The 19,102-nt window shown below is 54.3% G+C and carries 15 protein-coding genes, 1 tRNA gene and 1 pseudogene; 8 read left to right on the top strand and 9 right to left on the bottom strand.

The annotated features are described in order from the left end of the window. Positions 1-44 precede the first annotated feature (44 nt). The 6 genes from NR302_RS15875 to NR302_RS15900 form a co-directional block, all read right to left on the bottom strand. Positions 45-860, bottom strand: a complete 816-nt coding sequence (locus tag NR302_RS15875; RefSeq protein WP_154155229.1) for a transporter substrate-binding domain-containing protein — start codon at positions 858-860, stop codon at positions 45-47. Between the two features lie 20 nt (positions 861-880). Further along, the gene (locus NR302_RS15880) at positions 881-1,618 is read right to left on the bottom strand and encodes an amino acid ABC transporter ATP-binding protein (protein ID WP_154155227.1); all 738 of its coding nucleotides are present in this window, start codon (positions 1,616-1,618) and stop codon (positions 881-883) included. Between the two features lie 10 nt (positions 1,619-1,628). Then, the gene (locus tag NR302_RS15885; protein ID WP_258143912.1) at positions 1,629-2,195 is read right to left on the bottom strand and encodes a peroxidase-related enzyme; all 567 of its coding nucleotides are present in this window, start codon (positions 2,193-2,195) and stop codon (positions 1,629-1,631) included. Further along, positions 2,192-2,674, bottom strand: a complete 483-nt coding sequence (locus NR302_RS15890) for a CMD domain-containing protein (protein ID WP_258143913.1) — start codon at positions 2,672-2,674, stop codon at positions 2,192-2,194. The genes NR302_RS15885 and NR302_RS15890 overlap by 4 nt, the downstream gene beginning before the upstream one ends. Further along, on the bottom strand, positions 2,671-4,125 hold the full coding sequence (locus NR302_RS15895) for an NAD(P)-binding domain-containing protein (RefSeq protein WP_258143914.1): 1,455 nt from the start codon (positions 4,123-4,125) through the stop codon (positions 2,671-2,673). Before NR302_RS15895 ends, NR302_RS15890 begins: the two co-directional genes overlap by 4 nt. Before the next feature lie 294 nt (positions 4,126-4,419). Beyond that, complete coding sequence (locus NR302_RS15900) at positions 4,420-5,379, bottom strand: LysR family transcriptional regulator (RefSeq protein WP_258143915.1); 960 nt, start codon at positions 5,377-5,379, stop codon at positions 4,420-4,422. A 212-nt stretch (positions 5,380-5,591) separates the two neighbouring features. Between NR302_RS15900 and NR302_RS15905 the strand changes: the two are divergent. The 6 genes and pseudogenes from NR302_RS15905 to NR302_RS15930 all read left to right on the top strand — a co-directional run. After that, positions 5,592-5,736, top strand: a pseudogene (locus NR302_RS15905) (tartrate dehydrogenase); the annotation flags it as partial. 414 nt (positions 5,737-6,150) lie between these two features. Beyond that, positions 6,151-7,557, top strand: a complete 1,407-nt coding sequence (locus NR302_RS15910) for an MFS transporter (protein WP_258143916.1) — start codon at positions 6,151-6,153, stop codon at positions 7,555-7,557. A gap of 412 nt (positions 7,558-7,969) precedes the next feature. After that, positions 7,970-8,152: a general stress protein gene (locus NR302_RS15915; protein WP_007893075.1), complete on the top strand. Its 183-nt coding sequence runs from the start codon at positions 7,970-7,972 to the stop codon at positions 8,150-8,152. 513 nt (positions 8,153-8,665) lie between these two features. Continuing rightward, the gene (locus NR302_RS15920) at positions 8,666-10,948 is read left to right on the top strand and encodes an autotransporter outer membrane beta-barrel domain-containing protein (RefSeq protein ID WP_258143917.1); all 2,283 of its coding nucleotides are present in this window, start codon (positions 8,666-8,668) and stop codon (positions 10,946-10,948) included. A gap of 168 nt (positions 10,949-11,116) precedes the next feature. Next, positions 11,117-11,734 carry a glutathione S-transferase family protein gene (locus tag NR302_RS15925; protein WP_258143918.1) on the top strand — a complete coding sequence of 206 codons (618 nt, stop codon included), beginning with the start codon at positions 11,117-11,119 and terminating at the stop codon, positions 11,732-11,734. Between the two features lie 10 nt (positions 11,735-11,744). Then, entirely contained in the window at positions 11,745-13,787 is a 2,043-nt protein-coding gene (locus NR302_RS15930; protein WP_258143919.1) for a pyridoxamine 5'-phosphate oxidase family protein, read from the top strand. Between the two features lie 18 nt (positions 13,788-13,805). On the opposite strand, the gene NR302_RS15935 is transcribed toward NR302_RS15930, so the two are convergent. Next, on the bottom strand, positions 13,806-14,822 hold the full coding sequence (locus tag NR302_RS15935) for an NADP-dependent oxidoreductase (RefSeq protein WP_258145204.1): 1,017 nt from the start codon (positions 14,820-14,822) through the stop codon (positions 13,806-13,808). Between the two features lie 91 nt (positions 14,823-14,913). On the opposite strand from NR302_RS15935, the gene NR302_RS15940 reads away from it, so the two are divergent. Beyond that, a complete protein-coding gene (locus tag NR302_RS15940; RefSeq protein WP_258143920.1) occupies positions 14,914-15,810 on the top strand; it encodes a LysR family transcriptional regulator in 897 nt (298 codons plus the stop codon). A gap of 58 nt (positions 15,811-15,868) precedes the next feature. Here the strand turns inward: NR302_RS15940 and NR302_RS15945 are convergent, their stop codons facing one another. Both NR302_RS15945 and NR302_RS15950 read right to left on the bottom strand, forming a co-directional pair. Beyond that, positions 15,869-16,783, bottom strand: a complete 915-nt coding sequence (locus NR302_RS15945) for a hypothetical protein (RefSeq protein WP_374990647.1) — start codon at positions 16,781-16,783, stop codon at positions 15,869-15,871. Positions 16,784-17,320: 537 nt separating this feature from the next. After that, positions 17,321-17,396 (bottom strand) — tRNA-Phe (locus NR302_RS15950). Between the two features lie 195 nt (positions 17,397-17,591). Between NR302_RS15950 and NR302_RS23695 the strand changes: the two genes are divergently transcribed. Next, positions 17,592-18,914: a PAS domain-containing methyl-accepting chemotaxis protein gene (locus tag NR302_RS23695; RefSeq protein ID WP_308713552.1), complete on the top strand. Its 1,323-nt coding sequence runs from the start codon at positions 17,592-17,594 to the stop codon at positions 18,912-18,914. Positions 18,915-19,102 lie beyond the last annotated feature (188 nt).

The following is a 19,102-nucleotide window of genomic DNA, read 5'->3' on the forward strand; positions in this document are numbered from 1 at the left end:
TAGGGGCGGCCCCTTCCAACGCATCATCGAGCACAGTGAATCGCTTACTTCATATACTTAGAAACGTCTTCGCCAAACCACTTCTGCGCCAGCTTATCCAGCGTGCCGTCGGCTTTCAGCTGTTGCAGCGTTTTGTTGATGTCATCATTCAGCGCCTGGTTCTCGGCCGAACGGTGAATCAGCACGTAGGTGTTGTTGATGGCCACCGGCTCGCTGGCTTTGATTGCCAGTTTCTGGTTGTCGATCACCGTTTGCTCGCCGAGGTTCGAAGGCAGGATCAGCGCATCATATTTGCCACGCTGCACCTCTTTCAGACGGTCCGGATAAGGCACGCCAGCGCTCGAGGCTTTGATCTCAACCTTGTCGTTCGGGTTTTCCTGCTGCCACTGCGTCACGAATTTGTACACGCCGCCGCCGGCGGTGACTGGAACGATGTTCTTGCCAACCAGATCTTTCATGCTGTTGATGGTGCTATCGCTGCGGCTGTAGATCTTCATCAGGCTGGCACCGATCGGCGCATCCGGGATCAGGAACTGTTTGCTACGCGTTGGCGCTTTGTAGTAACCGCCGGTTGCCATGTCATATTTGCCAGTCGCGAGGCCGGTTTCCTGGGCGATATCCGCCGCACCTTCCATCACGAATTTGTACTGCGGCAGTTTGGCGTTGATGGCTTTCAGCACGTCCGGCTCGTAGCCCTGCGGCTCGTGACCAATCGCGCCCCACGACAGCGGTTTAGATTCCGCTGCAGTAGCGATTTTAATGGTGCGCACCGCGTCAGCGAAGCTGTTACCGCTGATCAGTGCCAGTGCGATGATGCCAGGCGCGGCCAGGCGACGTAAGGTGGTTTTGATTGCAGGCATGTCGTTGATTCCTTTAATTATTAGAATACGCGTTCTGAATTGAGGAACTGAGCAAGTCGCGGCAGGGTTGGATTATCGAACATCTCAGTCGGGCTGCCCTGCGCGGCCACCACGCCCTGATCCATAAAGACGATGCGGTTCGAGATGCTTTTGGCGAACTGCATTTCGTGCGTCACCAGCAGCGAGGTAATGCCGGAGGACGCCACATCTTTAATCACTTTCAGCACCTCACCCACCAGCTCTGGATCGAGCGATGAGGTTGGTTCATCAAACAGCATCACATCAGGGCGCACCGCCAGCGCGCGGGCGATGCCGGTACGCTGTAGCTGGCCACCGGAAAGCTGCGATGGATAGTGATCGAGCTTGGCGCCCAATCCCACGCGCTCCAGCTCCTGCACGGCGATATCGCGCGCTTGCTGTTTGCTTTTGCGTTGAATGACGATCAGCGGATCCATCACGTTTTCCAGCACCGTCATGTTTTTGAACACGTTGAACTGCTGGAACACCATCGCGGTACGCAGGCGGATCGCCTGGATCGCCGCTTTATCCGGTGACTGATAATCCATGCGGATTTGATCGAGCTGAATGGTGCCCGACGCCGGTTTGGCCAGATAGTTAATGCAGCGCAGCAGTGTGGTTTTACCGGTGCCACTTGGCCCGATGATCGACACCACATCGCCGCGTTTCACCGACAGATCAACACCTTTCAGGATCGGCGTGCTGCCGTAAGAGAGCTTAATATCGTTGAGTTCTAACATGCAGCAGCCCTTATTTGTTCAGGTCAGCATGGCCAAGCACATGCATCAGACGGTTGGCCCAGCCAAAAATGGCGATGGCGTGGATCAGATCGATAATCTCCTGATCGTTCATGCCGACCGCGCGCAGTGCCGCCATATCCTCGGCGCTGGCTTCGGACGGCGTCACCGACAGGCGACGGGCAAAACGGTAGATCGCCGCATCACGCTCGCCGAGCACATCCGCGCGATCAAAGTAGATGGCGCTCACCACCGCATCACTCTCCGCCAGCTGCGCATGGCGACGCGCATGTACCACCGCGCAATATTTGCAGCCGTTGACGATCGACGCACCCAGCGCACCGAGTTCACGATCCGCACGATCCAGCCCGCCATCGACATACATAATGGCGTTGAACAGCACGGTACGCGCCAGGTAGCTGTCGGGATCGTGGGCTAACGTGCGCACATATTCGGAGATCTTCTTGTTTGATGGCGTCACTTTCATCGCATCAAGCTGCGCGGGCGTGGCGTCTTCCACTTCCACCGGCGCGATATACGGATGCCAATGCAGCGGCTTGAGATTAACCGACGGAATCATGCAGACCTCAACAAACGTAATCCGGTCGCGACGCGCGTCTGGAAGTTAACAAAAGCGATCAGCTCGGAGAGCGCCACAATCTGCGGATTGCTCAATCCAGCCTGTTCCAGCAAGCGAATGTGCTGCTCGGTGGCATTCATTGGCTGCTGGGTAACAAGATCGGCGTGGCGCGCAATCGTCGCCAGCGGTTCTGGCAGATCGCTTACGCCTGTCGCCAGCGCCAGCAGCGCATCTGAAGGCTGCAACGCCGCCAGCTGCGCCTGATAATCCTGTTGCAGCTCGGCTTCATGATTGAGCTGCGCCATACGCTGCGCCAGCGCCAAACGCACATCCGGCGCTAAGCCCTGATCGTCGTTTGGTGCCATCACCGAGATGCGGCACTGTTCCGCGCCGTCAACAAATTCCGGGCGCAGGCGGCGCGTGCCGTACAGCGCATCTTCAGCGTTTAAGCCGACTGCGCGATCAATTGCGTCACTCACTGCGCGTTCTCCTGGTTGAGTAAGGGCGTGGAATCCACCCATTCATCGCCCTGCAATTCAGGGGTATCAAAAGCCTGTAAGTTGGCGTAATGCTGCTCGACGTCTTCGGCAAACAACGAAGCGGTAATGCCGCGCACCAGACGATCGGCACCGGCGCTCACCGCAGGAATATCGCCGGAGACTTTGCCGTGCGTCAGCATCGCCGCATCGTTGAAGCAGTGAATGTGCGCCAACAGCGGACATGCGCCTGGCGTCAGTTCGCGGAATTCAAAAGCGGGGCCGAGATCCGGCGCTTCCAGCAAACCGGGACGCGGCGCGCCCATTTGTGGCTGATAGCGTCCGTCGCGCCAGCTGCGGATATGCGGCGCGATGGCGGCAAACTCCGGGCGACCGTGGAAATCATTGCTAAAACCGGTAGCAGCAATCAGGAAGTCATAGCAGAACGGGCCTTGTGTGGTTTCGATCAGCAGGCCATCGGCTTCTTCTTTCACCGCTTTGATGCCGCAATCAAGCAAGAAGCGCGCATTGGCATGGCGCGACACGCGCAGCGTTGAGGAGCGCGGCGGCGGCGTTTGCGTGGTGGCGGTGTAATCGACAAACTTCCACTTCCACGCGTCCGGCAACTGATGCATGCCGTGCACCACGCCCTGGCTGCCGATGCCGGTCATTTTGTTGATGCGCGGCATCTGCTTACGACGAATCAGCAAATCTACCGCGCCCGCGCCGTGTTCCAGCGCGGTGGCGGCGTTATCCATCGAGGATGCGCCCGCGCCAATCACCGCAATGCGTTTGCCTTTTAGGGCAGAGAAATCAATGTCGTCGGCGGAGTGCGCCCAGAACTGGCGGCTAATACCTTGCAGGAAATCCGGCACGGCGAAACCGCCCAGGCCAGAACGTCCGGTGGCCAGCACCAGACGGCGGGTGTAAATGCGGCCGGTTTCGGCACCGCTGAGATCGAGGGCAATCAGATCATCGGCAAAGGCAATGTTGTTGACGCGCACATTGTTGCGCACCGGCAGATTCAACACCTTGCGATACCAAATCAGGTAATCCATCCACTGCGCTTTGGGAATTTTATCCAGCTCTTGCCAGGCTTCTTTGCCCCACTGCGCGGTGAACCACGCGCGGAACGTCAGTTGCGCCATGCCGAGCGCCGGGCCGTGCAGTGATTTAGGTGAACGCAGCGTTTCCATGCGCGCAAAAGTCACCCACGGACCTTCCAGCCCGGCGGGTGCGGCGTCATACGCCACCACATTGCAGATGCCGGTGAACTGCAATTTCGCCAGCGCCGCCAGCCCGCACATGCCCGCGCCGATTACCACCACGTCACGCACCGGCGCGCCATCCTGCGTGCGCTCGGGCACCCAGGATTTCGCGGGCAGTTCAAGATATTCCAGATCCTGCTGAAGCTGAGCTTCCAGCGCGGCAAGGCCATCGGCGGCATAAGTCATACACGTTTTCCCAGAAATAAGCGGCAGCCAGAATGCGGACGAAACCACTAAAGCGCGTTAGTGACTATGCATTTCCATTATCCTCATAACACATAGTTAATGGGTAATAATCATCAATACGCATAGTAAGAGCTAAGGCTTCGCATAATCCTCTTGCCCTAAAACAGAGTCAATATTCTCGCTCAGCTTTTGACCAATGGATTTCTTATATCTTATGCCGAAAATGTTATAAGCGGATTTGACGTTCATACGTAGGGTCGCCATTCATGGCGACCTTGCTAATAACCGGAATCTTTAATCCTGATTAATCAGCCGCATAATACGCGGATGCTCGCTGGCGGGCAGACGCTCAAAACCCGGCAGCAGAGTGGCGGCAGCATCCGCCAAAGCCTCAACCAAGGCCTGCGCAGCCGTTGAAATTTGCCGTCCCTGCGGCGTAATCACGCCAAAGTAGTAAGGAATATCCTCCTCCAGCGGACGGATCGCTACACCGGCCAGCGGCATGCCCCACGCGGTGACCGGTTCGAGAATCGCTACGCCAAGCCCGGCACGCACGCAGCCAAGAATATTGGCGGAGGAGTTGGTTTCGATGGTTTCGTGCAGCGGCGTTTTGACCTTTTTCAACGCTTTTTCGTAGCGTCCGCGCAGCCGCTGCGGGCTCCACGGCGCAATCAACCGCCGTCCCGCCAGGCTGCTCAACGACAGCTGAGATTGCGCCGCCAGCTCGTCATTTTCCGGCAGCGCCACCACGCACTGCGACTGCCCAATCCAGTGCAGCTCCACCGCGTGATGCTCCAGCGGCAAACTACATAAACCGAGATCGGCTTCGGCAGTGATCACCGCATGCGCCGTCTGCACTGCAGATTCGCTGATGATCTGCACTTTGTTTTGCAAATTGAGCGCGGCCAGCGCCTGCGGCAGCAAACCCGCCGCCAGTGCAGGCGTGGCGGCAATGCTCAACGGGCGATGTTGCTGATGGGCGATCTCCTGCGCACGCAGGCGAATCTGCTGCAGTGAGAGCAGCGCTTTCTGCACGTATTGATGCAGTTGCAGCGCTTCTTCGGAAGGATGGATGCGCGGTCCGTTGCGGATAAACAGCGGATAACCCAGCGATTGTTCCAGCTCCTGAATCAAACGCGACACCGCCGGCTGCGAGCGATTGAGCGCCTTCGCCGCCGCCGTAACGCTTCCGGCAGAGATCACCGCCGAGAAGGCTTCCAACTGCCGCAAATCCAGGTCGTTTAAAATGGTCATCGCACGATTTTTCCCTAACTCATTGATCGTTCCCGACATTGGCGCGGGAAATATTTCATCATAGAGAGAGTCGTGGGAATTAGCCACCGGCTGGATGAGGCTATAATTTCGCCGTCAGCTCACGCTGATGCTCCTGCAGCAAACCCAGCATATCCAGTAGAAAACTATCTTCGTTGCCCTTCTGCCAGGCAATACTCAGCGGCAAACCTTTTTACTTTGGCGCGGTGGGCACGCCCGACGTGCCGGATCACATCACGCTGTGGGGTTTGGGTTTGCCGATTTGTCAGGGCTTTGACCAGTACACCAGTGCGTCCAACCAAAATTCTGCCCGGCGTCACCTCACCGCTGCGCCATCGCGTCCGCGCAAGCTGCTAAAGGTGGTCACCAAATCCAACGCCCAGCGGCACGGCAAATACCGCAGGGGTGATGCAAGCGATGGTGGCGTTTATTAAGGCAAAAGCTGCCGTAATGCCGCTCAGTTAAGCATTAATTTGCATATGTATGCAGGTGCGCATGAATGCGCACCCTACGAAAAACGCCCCAGTCCTTTGTAGGGTCGCCATTTATGGTGACCGAAAGACGCTTAACTGACGAGCATTAGGCAAAAGCTGCCGTGGTTGAAGCCGTCTGATTTAACCAGGTGCGCATTGTTGTGGTCGCCATGAATGGCGACCCCACGACGGCATCAACATTTTGCTAAACAATTCGGTTTGCACCTGCCGCGCTTTTCATTAAAAGTCTTTGCATCCTTCTGTTTTCGCAGGTCCTCGCATGATCGACTCAGGCAGAGAAGCCAAACCGAATTCCCATCGCACCCTGCTGTTAGCGTTATTGGTCGCAGTAACCTTCTTCATGGAAAACCTTGATGCCACGGTGATCACCACCGCGATTCCGCAGATGGCGCGGGATTTCGCCTCCAGCCCGGTGGCGCTGAACATTGGCGTCAGCGCCTATTTACTGGCAGTGGCGGTGTTCATTCCGATGAGCGGCTGGCTGGCGGAGCGCTTTGGCGCGCGTACCGTTTTTGCCAGCGCCATCCTGATTTTCACTCTCGCCTCGATCCTATGTGGCTTAAGCGACACGCTCGCCATGTTCACGCTGAGCCGCATTCTGCAAGGCATTGGCGGCGCGATGATGGTGCCGGTCGGTCGCATGGTGGTGCTGCGCGTCACTGAGAAAAAGGAGATGGTGAAAACCATCGCCTTTATTACCTGGCCGGGTTTGATTGCGCCGGTGCTCGGCCCACCGCTGGGTGGTTTGATTGTCACCTACGGCCATTGGCCGTGGATTTTCTGGCTCAACATTCCGCTCGGCATCCTTGCCATCATCGCCACCGCTTATCTGGTGCCACAGTTCAAAGCCGAACAGCGGCGGCCGTTTGACGTGCGCGGCTTTGTGCTGACCGCCACCGCCTGCACCTCATTGATTATCGCGCTGGAAGCGCTCGGGCAGATGCATCTCAATGTTGGTATTCCGTTGTTGATGCTGGGCGTGTTGTGCAGCTGGCTGGCGTATCGTCACAGCTTCCGCCATGCGCAGCCGCTGCTGCCGTTTAGCGCGATGAAAATTGCCACCTTCCGCAATGCGGTAATTGGCGGCTCGTTCTTCCGCGCCTCAATCAATGCAGTGCCCTATTTACTGCCGTTGCTGTTTCAGCTTGGCTTTGGCTGGAGCGCGGCGCAGGCCGGAGCCACGGTGCTGTGGGTATTTGCCGGTAATCTGGCGATGAAACCGGCGACAACCTGGCTGATGAAACGCTGGGGTTTTCGTCGCGTGTTGATGATCAATGGCGCGATCAGTTTGGTGGCGATGCTCGGCTGCTTACTACTCAATCCTTCACTGGGCTACTTCGCCATTGCCGCGATTCTGTTTATCGGCGGGCTGTCGCGCTCGCTGCAGTTCAGCTGCTACAACAGCCTGGGCTTCGCCGATGTGCCGCAAAACAAAATGAGCGATGCCTCGGTGGTGTTCAGTATCTTCTTCCAGTTCAGCATGAGCGCGGGCATCGCGCTGGCGGCGTTGTTCCTGCGCGCTTCGATGCTGTGGCAGGAACATAGCGAGATCGCGCAGAGCGATATTCATATCGCTTTCGCCGGAGTGGCTTTGTTGGTGCTGCTGTCGCTATTTGACGTGTTGAGACTGGAAAAAAATGCCGGTGCGCAAGTGCTGGTAAAATAATATTCGCGCACTATTTAACGTTAAAAACATTAATAGTGCGCTTCGCTTAAAAATAATCACTTTCACATAAGGATTTATATTTTTTACACCCATTTTAAGATAATGACTAATGATGCGAATGCTTACCAAATCTTAAGTAAAAGACGAAACATCAGGAATGCTGATTAATTTCATCATATTGAAAGAGAAAAAATTTAAAGGCGAAGCGGTAATATATTTATATTGACCAGAGGCTCACGCAAAAATAATTATTACCCGCCTCTTTCACTCCTTTGCAGACAGAAAAATTCCTGAGCATTATCAAGGAAGATGAGATAACTCCTAATTACTCTTTGTTGTGCGTTAGGCTTTAACGACTAACCTTAAGTAGCAAGTGAAATATGCGTTATCCCCTTTATCTGAGGTATTGATTATGACAACACCACGTGGTGGTTCTGGCAATTTTGCCATGGACCCAGAAAGAGCTCGCGAAGCGGGTAAAAAAGGCGGCCAATTGAGCGGCGGGAATTTTCGAAATAATCCTGAACGTGCAATTGAAGCAGGACGAAAAGGCGGTAAGAAAAGCCGTCGTGTCGTCGATAAATCACCCGAATAACTTTGTTGCGGCTATTATAACTTATTAGCCGCAATCTTTTTATTATCAGAAGATAAATGCCGCCGGAAAATAACGCCCCGACTTTATAAAAAAAACACTTTGAGACGTTTCTCGTTGCTAATAATTGAGGTAATTGAATAACAAAAAATATCAAACCGCCATAAACCCTCAAAAAATATCGCACCAAATAATCTTCTTGTTTTTATTTTATCGCTCACCTAAACTCCGCAAAACATAATTCACCGCAACTATCACCACTATAAATCATAACTCTAATTAGTTATTTTTTACTTAAACAGTCTTCTCAGAACGGCAGAAATTTCAACTTCGCCGTGCGGGTGGCTCATATTCTGAATTTCCTGTTACTCATAAAAACATACCTCTGAACGGTGAGTATTCCTGCTGTACTTTTTAAACAACGGAGATCACGTGCACACTCAACGCCGCTTCAGAAAGATTATCAAAAATCACTCTATCCCATTAATTAGCATCCTATTAATAGCGAAAGTGTCCTTGCAAACCGCTAGCGCGGCGAGCAGTGTCATTGCGCCAGATAGCTATAGTCACATACTTAACTATTCGGACGATTACGTTATTAGTTCGGGTGACACTATTAATTCCAACTCAGCGAAAAATGACACACTTTCAATTAACGATCCCAACTTAGCGCTGTATGGTCCTGTTGAATCGGTTTCGTTACACAATTACGGAATCATCAATAATGGATTCAACACTCATAATTTAGCCGCCGTTTCATTTTTCACCAAAGACGGCAAGCTTGATAACAGCGGTAACATCAGCGGCTGGGACTTCAGCGTCATTATGGCTGGCGGAAAAAGCGCGATCGTAAACAACGGGCAAATCATTGCCAATAATGGCGTTGCACTGTTGAGCTTTGCCGATGAAACCGCGCTGCTTAATAACGGGGTAATACAGGGTTACACCAGCGCGATTGATGCGGAAAACAGCACGAGGGTACGGATTACCAACCAAGGCAATATCACTAGCCAGCAGCAGCCCGCTGTAATTCTTCACAGCGATAGCCAACTCCTTAACGCCGGTGTCATCGCCAGTCAAAATGCTCCCGCGCTATTACTAACCGGTTCTGGCAACGCCATTACCCTGAGTAATCACTCTGCGCTCAACGGCGGCAGCAATCTTGCGCTGATGAGCCAGGGCGAAGCTAACCAATTGATTTTGATAGGTGACGGCAGTGAGAACGGCAATTTCAGCGCCGACACATTTCAGCATGGATTGTCTGCCATTACCTCCACAGCCAGCAGCCGCTGGGCGCTTAATGGTGATGTGGCGGCCTGGGGCGCGAGTGATGATGTGATGACCATTGCCGGGCAGTTACAACTGGCGGGACATACGGTGATTGCCGGCGGTGGCGGCGCGACCGTGCAGCCGGGTGGACAATTACAGCTGATGAACGGCGGCACGCTAACGAGCAACCTCGTCAATAACGGCGAGATTAGCGTTAATCCGGGAAACAACCTTCACGGTAATCCCTTTGTGATCAATGGCAATTACACCGGTAATGCCAACAGCCAGCTCACCTTTAGCGGAGCTTTAGCGGGTGACAACTCGGCGCTAAATCCATTGGTGATCAACGGCAACACCGCTGGTACCAGCCAGGTTGCAATGATTAACACCGGCGGCAACGGTGCGCAAACCCAGCAAGGTATAACGCTTATCAAGATTAATGGCACTTCCGCTGCTAATGCCTTCGTGCAGAAAGGTCGTATCGTGGCGGGCAGCTATGAGTACTTTTTGCAGCAGGGAACGCCGAGTGCAGCCAACGATCAAAGCTGGTATCTGCGCTCTTCTTTACCGCCTGCAGCACCAATCATTAGGCCAATGGCTACACCGCAAACCAGCGCGATCCTGCGACCCGAAATGGGCGCTTATGCGGCGAACATGGCCGCCAGCAACACACTCTTTATCCATAGATTACAGGATCGTCTCACTGCGACTGCGGCGGGATCGTCAATGTGGTTACGTCAAACCGGTACGCAGCAGCGTGCGCAAGCGGGAAGCCAGCTTACTGATCGCAGCAACCAATATATGGTGCAGATGGGGGCCGATCTGCTGACGCTGCAAACCAGCGAACAGAGTGCGCTTCACCTCGGCGTCATGGCGGGCTACGGCAACCATCACGGCAAAACCACTTCACGTATCACTGACTTTGCCACTGAACATACACTTACCGGTTACAGCGGCGGTATCAGCGCCACCTGGTATGCGGATGAAGCTCGCCGTTTAGGACTCTACAGTGATAACTGGCTGCAATTTAGCCGCTTTGAGAATCACGTGAAGGGAGACGATTTAAGCGCTGAAACCTGGCGTTCGCAAGGCGTAACGGCCGCAACCGAATGGGGCTATCGGGCAGCATTTTCGCTGAGCGATCAAACCCAACTGCTGCTGCAGCCGCAAGTACAGATCGCATGGATGAATGTGCGCGCCAGCGAGCATCAAGAGCAGAGCGCCAGCTCAGTGCAATTCACCGGTGATGGCAATATTGCGACCCGCGTCGGCGTCAGAGTGGAGCTGCAAACGAGCCGGTTAACGCCCTACGTTGAAGCCAACGCCTTGCACAACAGCCGCGCGTTTGGCAGCCAAATGGACGATCGCGTGGTGGAAATTGAGGGAACGAAGCACATTGCTGAAGTGAAAGCCGGTATTCGCGCCGACCTGTTTTCTGGTCTGGAGATCGCTGTTGAGGGCAACGCGCAGCAAGGCACGGATCATTATCAAAACCTCGGCGGTGCGCTCACGCTACTAGCACATTTCTAAGAGTGCTTATTGCCCTCCGGCTGTTACGGAGGGCTTTATTGCCTCCCGCGATTCTTCCATTTTTCGCAACAATGACTTCGCTGATCAGGCTATTCTGCCGCTGAATTGTCTATGCGAACCTTAGTTATCGCCAGGGATCATCCCGAGCAACACCTAAGGAACCGCAACATGAAACTCTATCACTTCCCGCTTTCTGGTCATGCTCACCGCGCACGTCTGTTCCTGTCGCTGCTGGATTTGCCACATGAGGTTATCGATGTCGATCTCAAATCTGGCGAGAACAAAACGCCGGAATTCCTCGCCATGAATCCGTTTGGTCAGGTGCCGGTGCTGGAAGATGACGGCGTGTTTATTGCCGATTCCAACGCCATTCTGGTCTATCTGGCGAAGAAGAGCGGTCGCAGCGAATGGCTGCCGGAAGATGCACAAGGCGCGGCGGCAGTGCAGCGCTGGCTAACCGTTGCTGCCGGAGATATAGCCTTTGGTCCGGCAGCGGCGCGTTTGATTACCCTGTTTGGCCGCCCGTTCAATCCCGAAGAGGTGATTGGCCGCGCACATCTGGTGCTGTCACGCATTGAGAAGCATCTCGAAGGCCGTGAATGGCTGGTCGGCGATGGCCCGACAATCGCTGATGTCGCGCAATACAGCTATATCGTCGGTGCGCCAGAAGGCAATGTCGATCTATCCGGCTACCCGGCGGTAAACGCGCTACTGCGTCGCATCGAAGCGCTGCCAGGCTTTGTGCCCTTCCCGCAAACTGCGGCTGGCCTGCGCAGCATCGCCTGAGTCCACCATCATGAGCAAGAAACTGCCGGTTTGGCATCAGGGTGAAATCGCGCTGCAGCAGCAGGCGGGCGTGGCGGAACGCATGGCGGAAGTCGGCCAGCGGGTGATCCGCGATCACATGCCCGATCAACATCGAGACTTCTACGCGCAGCTGCCATTTATTGTGGCGGGCAGCGTTGATGCGCACGGCGATGCGTGGGCCACGCTGCTGGAAGGCCAACCCGGTTTTATCTTCTCACCGAATGCCACCACGCTGGATATTGAGGCGCGTCCGCATCAAGGCGATCCGGCGGCGGCGGGCATGCAGGATGGCGCGCCGGTTGGGCTGCTCGGCATCGAGCTGCACACCCGGCGTCGCAACCGCATGAACGGCGTGCTGCAGGCGATTGGTGGCGGTTTTCGCGTGCAGGTGCAGCAGAGTTTTGGCAACTGCCCGCGCTATATCCAGCTGCGTGATTTTCACTATGCACGCGATCCCGCCGAACCTTATCGCGGTGAGGTGGAAACCCTGAGCGCGCTGGATGATGCCGCCCGCGCCACCATCACCGCTGCGGATACCTTCTATGTCGCCACCTATGTCGAACGCCAGGTTGATGCCTCGCATCGTGGCGGTAAAGCGGGCTTCGTGCGCGTCAGCGAAGATGGCCTGCTGACCATTCCCGACTTCAACGGCAATCTGTTCTTCAACACGCTCGGCAACATTCACCAGAATGGCAAAGCGGGATTGCTGTTTATTGATTACACCAGCGGCGACACGCTGCAACTGAGCGGCGATGCAGAAGTGATTCTCGACTCGCCAGAGATCGCTGCCTTTCAGGGTGCCGAACGGCTGTGGACGTTTCGTCCGCGTCACATCGTGCGCCGTCGTGCCGCCCTCGCCTTGCGCTGGTACACGCCGCCGGATGGCGCTGCACCCAGTTCGCTGATGACCGGCGACTGGCAAGCCGCCGAGCAGCGCCTGCGTGCGGCGGAGCTGGCAGCGCGCTGGCGTCCGTTCAAGGTGATGAAGGTGGTGGATGAGAGCGCCACCATCCGCTCGTTTCATCTGATGCCGGATGATGGTGCAGGTTTAGTGCCGCATCTGGCTGGTCAACATCTGCCGATTCGCGTGCACCTGCCTGGAAGCGATAAGCCGCTGATGCGCGCCTATACACTTTCGGTTGCGCCGTCGGATGGGTTTTACCGCATCAGCGTCAAGCGTGATGGCGTGGTTTCGCGATATCTGCACGATCATCTCTACATTGGAGCTACGCTGGAAGCGCGTGCGCCGGCGGGTGATTTTACCATCGATGCCAGCGAACCACGTCCGGCGGTGCTGCTGGCGGCTGGCGTGGGCATCACGCCGATGCTGGCGATGCTGCGACATCTGATATTCGAAGGACAGCGCAAACAGCGCCTGCGCCCAACGTTCCTGTTTCAGTCGGCACGCAGCAAGGCCGAGTGCCCTTTCGTGCGCGAACTCGACCAGTTGCTGGCGGCGGCGCATGGCGCGGTGAGACTGGTGCGCGTGCTGAGTCAGACGGCGGATGCAGAAGCGGATATTGATTACGACTTCGCAGGCCGCATTGATATGGCGCTGCTCTCGCGGGTGCTGCCGTTTAACGATTACGACTTCTATCTGTGCGGTCCACCGCAATTCACGCAAGCGCTGTACAACGGGCTGCGCGCCTTCAATATCGCCGATGATCGCATTCACGCCGAGGCTTTTGGCCCGTCGTCGCTGCAGCGTTCCCGCGATGTGGTGGCCGAAGAAAAACCGCTATTGCCGGTAGCAACACAATCGGTGCCGGTGAAGTTTATGGATTCGCTGAAAGAGGCGCGCTGGACGCCAGATGCCGGTTCGCTGCTGGAACTGGCGGAAGCGCGTGGCCTAAGCCCGGCGTATAGCTGCCGCGCCGGACATTGCGGCAGCTGTAAAACCAAGCTGCTGCAAGGCGCGGTGACTTACCCAACACCGCCGAGCGCGCAAGTGGCGGATGATGAAGTGCTGATCTGCTGCGCAAGACCGGCGCAGCAAGACGGTGAGGTACAGGCGATTCAGATGGCGTTGTGAGACGCCAATTGCCTTAAGTCAGGCGTTAATCAGCACGATTTTTCCCTGAATACTGCCGCGAGAGGCGCGCTTATGCGCGGCTGATGCTTGCGCCAGCGGATAGGTGCTATCAACGATGATACGAATGATGCCTTGCTCAAGCAGGCGACCGGCTTCCACCAGTTGACGGCCACTGGAACGCACTTGTGTGAATGAAACGGTAATCTCGCTTTTGACGGCCTCTTCGTATCCCGAGAAGCCGATAGGATTCATCAGGAACAGCGCACCACCTGGCTTGATGACGCTGAGAAAACGCTCCATATTCGCACCGCCAACGGCATCAATCACCAGATCCACATCTTGTGCAACAGACTCAGCGGCGGTCTTGTTGTAATCGATAAACTCATCGGTACCCAGTTCGCACAGCAGTGATTGATGCTTGCCGGAGGCCACCGCGATGACGTGCGCACCTTGCCACTTTGCAATCTGCACCGCCAAATGCCCAACGCCACCGCCAGCACCATTTACCATCACCTTCCGACCTTTAAGCGGGATCGGAACATGCTGGAAAGACTGCAGCGGGTTCGGAGCATCGTGGCCGAGTTCGATCAGAAACTGCCACACGGTTAGCAATGACATCGGCGCACCGGCGGCCTCAACATGCGTTATCCCCGCCGGTTTCAATGCCAGTTCATTGGCAGGCACGCGCACGTATTCTGCATAAGCGCCGCTGCCGGTCATTATATCCTGCGGAAAACGCACCATCGCATAGACCTCATCGCCGATGCTGAAGCCCGAAACCTCATCGCCTACTGCGGTGACAACACCTGAGATATCGGTTCCCAAAATCATGGGAAAGACGGAGCTGGGTTGCCATTCCGGCGGCAGCGAACGATAGCCCTCACGCAGATGGAGATCCGGCGGATTAAGGCTTGCGGCATGCACGCGCACAAGCACCTCACCGGCTTCGGCAATCGGCCGGGGTGCATCTTCATAATGCAGAACGTCCGGACCGCCAAACTCATGCAATCGCACGGCTTTCATCGTATTAGTCATGATCATTTCGCTCTCTCATTGGTCTGATTGAGAAAGCGTACGACTATTACGCCTGATTGATAATAAGGCTCCATTTCGCTTTAATAGTGCCATGAAGGAACAAATAGGTTTTGAAAGACTCACTGGCTTAATTGCCTTCGCCCGTGCTGGATCTCTCGGCAGTTACAGCGCTGCCGCCCGTTCGCTGTCGGTTTCACCCTCCGCGATTAGTAAAAGCATCCAGCGTCTGGAGACGCATCTCGGCATAACACTTTTCACCCGCACCACGCGTTCGCTCTCCTTCACGCCCGAAGGCCGCGACCTGCATGAACGCGTGCTTAAGTTGCTGCGGGATGCTGAAGAGATTGAACAGATGGCGAAGTCAGCACGCTCCGAACCGGCGGGCACACTGCGCATTGCGACATCGCTGCCAATTGGCGTGCACATCATCGCACCTGCTATAGCCAGCTTTCGCCAACGCCATCCAAAAGTCATGATCGATTTGCGCATAAGTGATCAAATCTCGGATCTTGTGGAAGAGAGAATTGATATTGCGGTGCGCATCGGCGAGCTCGCCGATTCCTCGCTGATCGCCCGCCGACTCTCACCTTACCGACTCGGCTGTTATGCCTCGCCAGCGTATTTAGCCACGCATGGCATCCCGCAACATCCCGATGAGCTGGATAGCCATGAAACGGTCAACCTGCGCTATCAAAGTTCGGGACAAGTATTTCGCTGGCCGTTTCGCATCGGTGAGAAGGAAGTTGAAATCGTGCCGTCATCAGCTGTGATCGTTGATGCCAGTGAAGGCGTGCTGGCGGCAATTGCTGCGGGTGCAGGCATCGGCATGGCGACGAATTTTATGGCGGATGCATGGGTTAAGCGCAACGAATTGGTGCCGGTTTTGACCGATTTCGCCGTGGAGCGACACAATATCACCGCGATATGGCCTCAGAGCCGACGCAGTAATCCGGCGGTGCGTGCTTTTTTGGATATGCTGATGGATTAACGGAAGTTACTAAGACGGGAAAGTAATATTGCGGTAATAGTCAGTGGAAATATTTTCATTAAAAACTCATGGCCAGCCCCACGCCATATCCTTGCGTATTATTTCCGAACATATAACGTGCCACTATTCGTGTACGACTGATAAACACCGGATATTTACTACTATCAAGCTCGAGCCCAACACCCAATGAATTTAAACTATCGAATCCTAATTGGCCACGCTGCTCACCCAAATATTCAGTGCGTGCAGCTTCAAGCACATAGCGCAAAGGACTTCCTAATAACGTCCAATCTGAAACTGGAGCGCGACGACGTAAATAAAGCCCGAGATTTTCCGCAGTAGCACTCCCGCTTACGGCCTCAGAACTATTACCGAAACTATTGAGCTCTTGGTATGAGTATCGCAACTCAACATCAATATCCTGCTCTTTGCTAAATAATTCATAATCCAGCATTAGCGATCCCCCCAAGCCATACGCATTGAGGCGGCCACCATCCAAAAATTTGTAGTCTGCATCATTAAATTTTTTTTGCAGAACAAAAGCGCCAATACGGAGATCACTGGCCATTGTACCTAAGGTGAAATTTGCGATTGGTCGCAGGACCCAATTGCCGCCGAGTTTATCCGTATAAAGTTTTATATCCCAACCAATACCGCCAGTCGCAGTTAAGCTATTCCATTTAACCGGAATTTTTCGGCTTTCATTGCCATTAGAAACAACAAATTGAGGATCATAACGGCTGTAACCGAGTGTACCTTCGAGATAGAGAGGAAATTCCTCACTAAGCGTTGCACCGCCGCCAAACTGAGTAATTGAAAGCGAGTTTTTTTCTTTGGTGTCAGCACCGATATTGAGGTCACTTGCAGTGACATCCGGTACCACCGTATAGCTCATAAGAGAAAGGACAGCATTCGCGCGACTTTTTAGAGGGGTATCATCTGCAGCAAAACTGGTATAACTCGTTAAAAGCATTAAGCTAATTTGAATAATTGTTATACGAGAAATGAAAAGAGCCATGTTTTACTCCAGATGTCACACCCCACGACTGATCGTTTCTTATTGCATTACAGCACCGCATATTTAAATTAATTTTATTTTAGACCGGGCTATGCAACAGAAAGTTATTTTCATCATTATTTTTCTATAAAGTGACAAAAATCATAATAAGTAGTCACTTATTGGTGGGCGTTTAAAGGGGTGTAATTTTTAGAATCGGTGATGATGACTTCAATGATAATTATTTTTCGGTGCATGGTAAGTATTGAGAAGGAATGAAATTGGGAAATTCAGAGGTTTTTGCACAAGCGATGAGAAAGGAATACAAAGACTGTTTTATGCGGGAATGCTGAAAGATTCGCTAAGATTTGTAATACGTTACAGGATCGAAAAAAGGGTACTAGCGTTAACTAGTACCCTTTCTGGAAGGCATTGATGTTTAACTGTTGCTGTGAACACCACCTTCTTTAAGCACCCGTCAGAATTGTTACTTCTAACCAGCGCTTCAATGTATGGTGCCCGGACGCGGAATCGAACCACGGACACGGGGATTTTCAATCCCCTGCTCTACCGACTGAGCTATCCGGGCAACGGGGCGCATTAAACCCTACTCGCGCGGCACCGTCAAACGCTTTTCGGCAAAAATCAGCTGACTGATGCCTTTTAAAGCAACCTCCAGACCAACAGGTAAAAAATTATTCACCTATCGCTGTTATAGGTGAATTTTTAATCGCTTGTGCCGATAACCGAGCTGACATCCTATACCAATAATAAGGTTCGCCCCATGTTCAGCACAATTGCATCAGGAATCTTGTCACGTCTTGCGTGGCAAAAGCGCAGTAATAGCATGGCAACGCTCAGTTCGCTGCAAGACGCTATCGCTATGGTTGAATTCACTCCAGAAGGAAAAATCCTCACCGCTAATGAGCTGTTTCTTGAGCGCATGGGTTATACGCTCAAAGAGATCGTCGGCCAGCATCACAGCATGTTCTGCACCGCAGATTTGCTCAACTCGCCACAATACCGCGACTTCTGGCGACGCCTGAATCGCGGTGAAGGCTTCAGCGACAAATTCCTGCGCGTGGCGAAAAACAGCCGCCCTATTTGGCTGGAAGCCAATTACGTGCCGGTGCAGGATCGCAGTGGTCGGGTGATTAAAATCGTTAAACTGGCGAGCGATATCACCGCGCGCATCATGGATGCCCAAGAGCAGCGCGCCATGACCACCGCGATTGAGCGTTCGATGGCAGTGATTGCCTTCAATCTCAAGGGCGAAGTGTTGATGACCAACGATAACTTCCTGAAAACCATGGGATACAGCGCGTCAGAAGTGATTGGCGTACATCACAGCCAGTTTTGTCCTCCGGAGATGCGTAATAGCGACGAGTATCGCCGTTTCTGGCACAAGCTGAATCAGGGCGAATTTATCTCCGGCCAGTTCCAGCGCGTGAATAAACGCGGCCAAACGGTATGGCTGCGCGCCACTTACAACCCGGTGTTTAACGAAACCGGCGAGCTGTACAAAGTGGTGAAGTTCGCCACCGATGTCACCGCGCAGGTGGAGAAGAATCAGCAAGAGCGCGAAGCGGCGCAGCAGGCGTATCAAACCGCGCTGCAAACCAGCGAAAGTACGCGCATCGGTGCCACGGTGATTGAGAACAGCGTGCAAACCATGAATGATTTGGCGGGCGAGCTGCATGGCATTTCCGGCGACATCAACGATCTGAGCGAATCTTCAGACCGTATCGGCGCGATTGTCGAGAGCATTCGACGTATTGCCGATCAAACCAACCTGCTGGCGCTTAACGCAGCGGTGGAAGCGGCGCGCGCCGGTCAGCACGGTCGTAGTTTTGCCGTGGTCGCCAATGAAGTACGCACGCTGGCGGCCAACATCAATCGCGCCACCACCGAAATTGAGAACATGGTGCAGCAAAACCATACGCTGGCGGAGAAAGCGCTAAAAGGTATCGCATCGAACCTGAAACGTGCCGATCAGGGCGTGGTGCTGGCGAAGGAAGCTGGCGGCATGATGGCGGATATTCGCGGTAGTTCCAGCGAAGTGGTGCGCGCAATTGGGCACGTTACGGCGGCGCTGAAGGAGGAGTGATTTGTAGCCAGGTCGCCATGAATGGCGACCCTACGGGATTTATAGCGATGTTGAGTTAAGAATACGCACGACTGCTGCAGCGACGGTGTTGAGGCGACATCCCAAACCGCTGAACGATTGAAGGATTCCAGGGCGAGCCGCAAGGATGCGGCGAGAGGTGGCGCTGAGCAGGAGCGAATCGACACCGG

This window comes from Pantoea sp. SOD02, assembly GCF_024707505.1.
Classification (GTDB): Bacteria; Pseudomonadota; Gammaproteobacteria; order Enterobacterales; family Enterobacteriaceae; genus Pantoea; species Pantoea symbiotica.

What these genes read in the sequence shown, in the direction of transcription:
- NR302_RS15875 (WP_154155229.1), bottom strand. Translation starts at nt 860, where the DNA reads ATGCCTGCAATCAAAACCACCTTACGTCGCCTGGCCGCGCCTGGCATC.
- NR302_RS15880 (WP_154155227.1), bottom strand. Translation starts at nt 1,618, where the DNA reads ATGTTAGAACTCAACGATATTAAGCTCTCTTACGGCAGCACGCCGATC.
- NR302_RS15885 (WP_258143912.1), bottom strand. Translation starts at nt 2,195, where the DNA reads ATGATTCCGTCGGTTAATCTCAAGCCGCTGCATTGGCATCCGTATATC.
- NR302_RS15895 (WP_258143914.1), bottom strand. Translation starts at nt 4,125, where the DNA reads ATGACTTATGCCGCCGATGGCCTTGCCGCGCTGGAAGCTCAGCTTCAG.
- NR302_RS15900 (WP_258143915.1), bottom strand. Translation starts at nt 5,379, where the DNA reads ATGACCATTTTAAACGACCTGGATTTGCGGCAGTTGGAAGCCTTCTCG.
- NR302_RS15910 (WP_258143916.1), top strand. Translation starts at nt 6,151, where the DNA reads ATGATCGACTCAGGCAGAGAAGCCAAACCGAATTCCCATCGCACCCTG.
- NR302_RS15915 (WP_007893075.1), top strand. Translation starts at nt 7,970, where the DNA reads ATGACAACACCACGTGGTGGTTCTGGCAATTTTGCCATGGACCCAGAA.
- NR302_RS15925 (WP_258143918.1), top strand. Translation starts at nt 11,117, where the DNA reads ATGAAACTCTATCACTTCCCGCTTTCTGGTCATGCTCACCGCGCACGT.
- NR302_RS15930 (WP_258143919.1), top strand. Translation starts at nt 11,745, where the DNA reads ATGAGCAAGAAACTGCCGGTTTGGCATCAGGGTGAAATCGCGCTGCAG.
- NR302_RS15935 (WP_258145204.1), bottom strand. Translation starts at nt 14,822, where the DNA reads ATGACTAATACGATGAAAGCCGTGCGATTGCATGAGTTTGGCGGTCCG.
- NR302_RS15940 (WP_258143920.1), top strand. Translation starts at nt 14,914, where the DNA reads ATGAAGGAACAAATAGGTTTTGAAAGACTCACTGGCTTAATTGCCTTC.
- NR302_RS15945 (WP_374990647.1), bottom strand. Translation starts at nt 16,783, where the DNA reads ATGCTTTTAACGAGTTATACCAGTTTTGCTGCAGATGATACCCCTCTA.
- NR302_RS23695 (WP_308713552.1), top strand. Translation starts at nt 17,592, where the DNA reads ATGTTCAGCACAATTGCATCAGGAATCTTGTCACGTCTTGCGTGGCAA.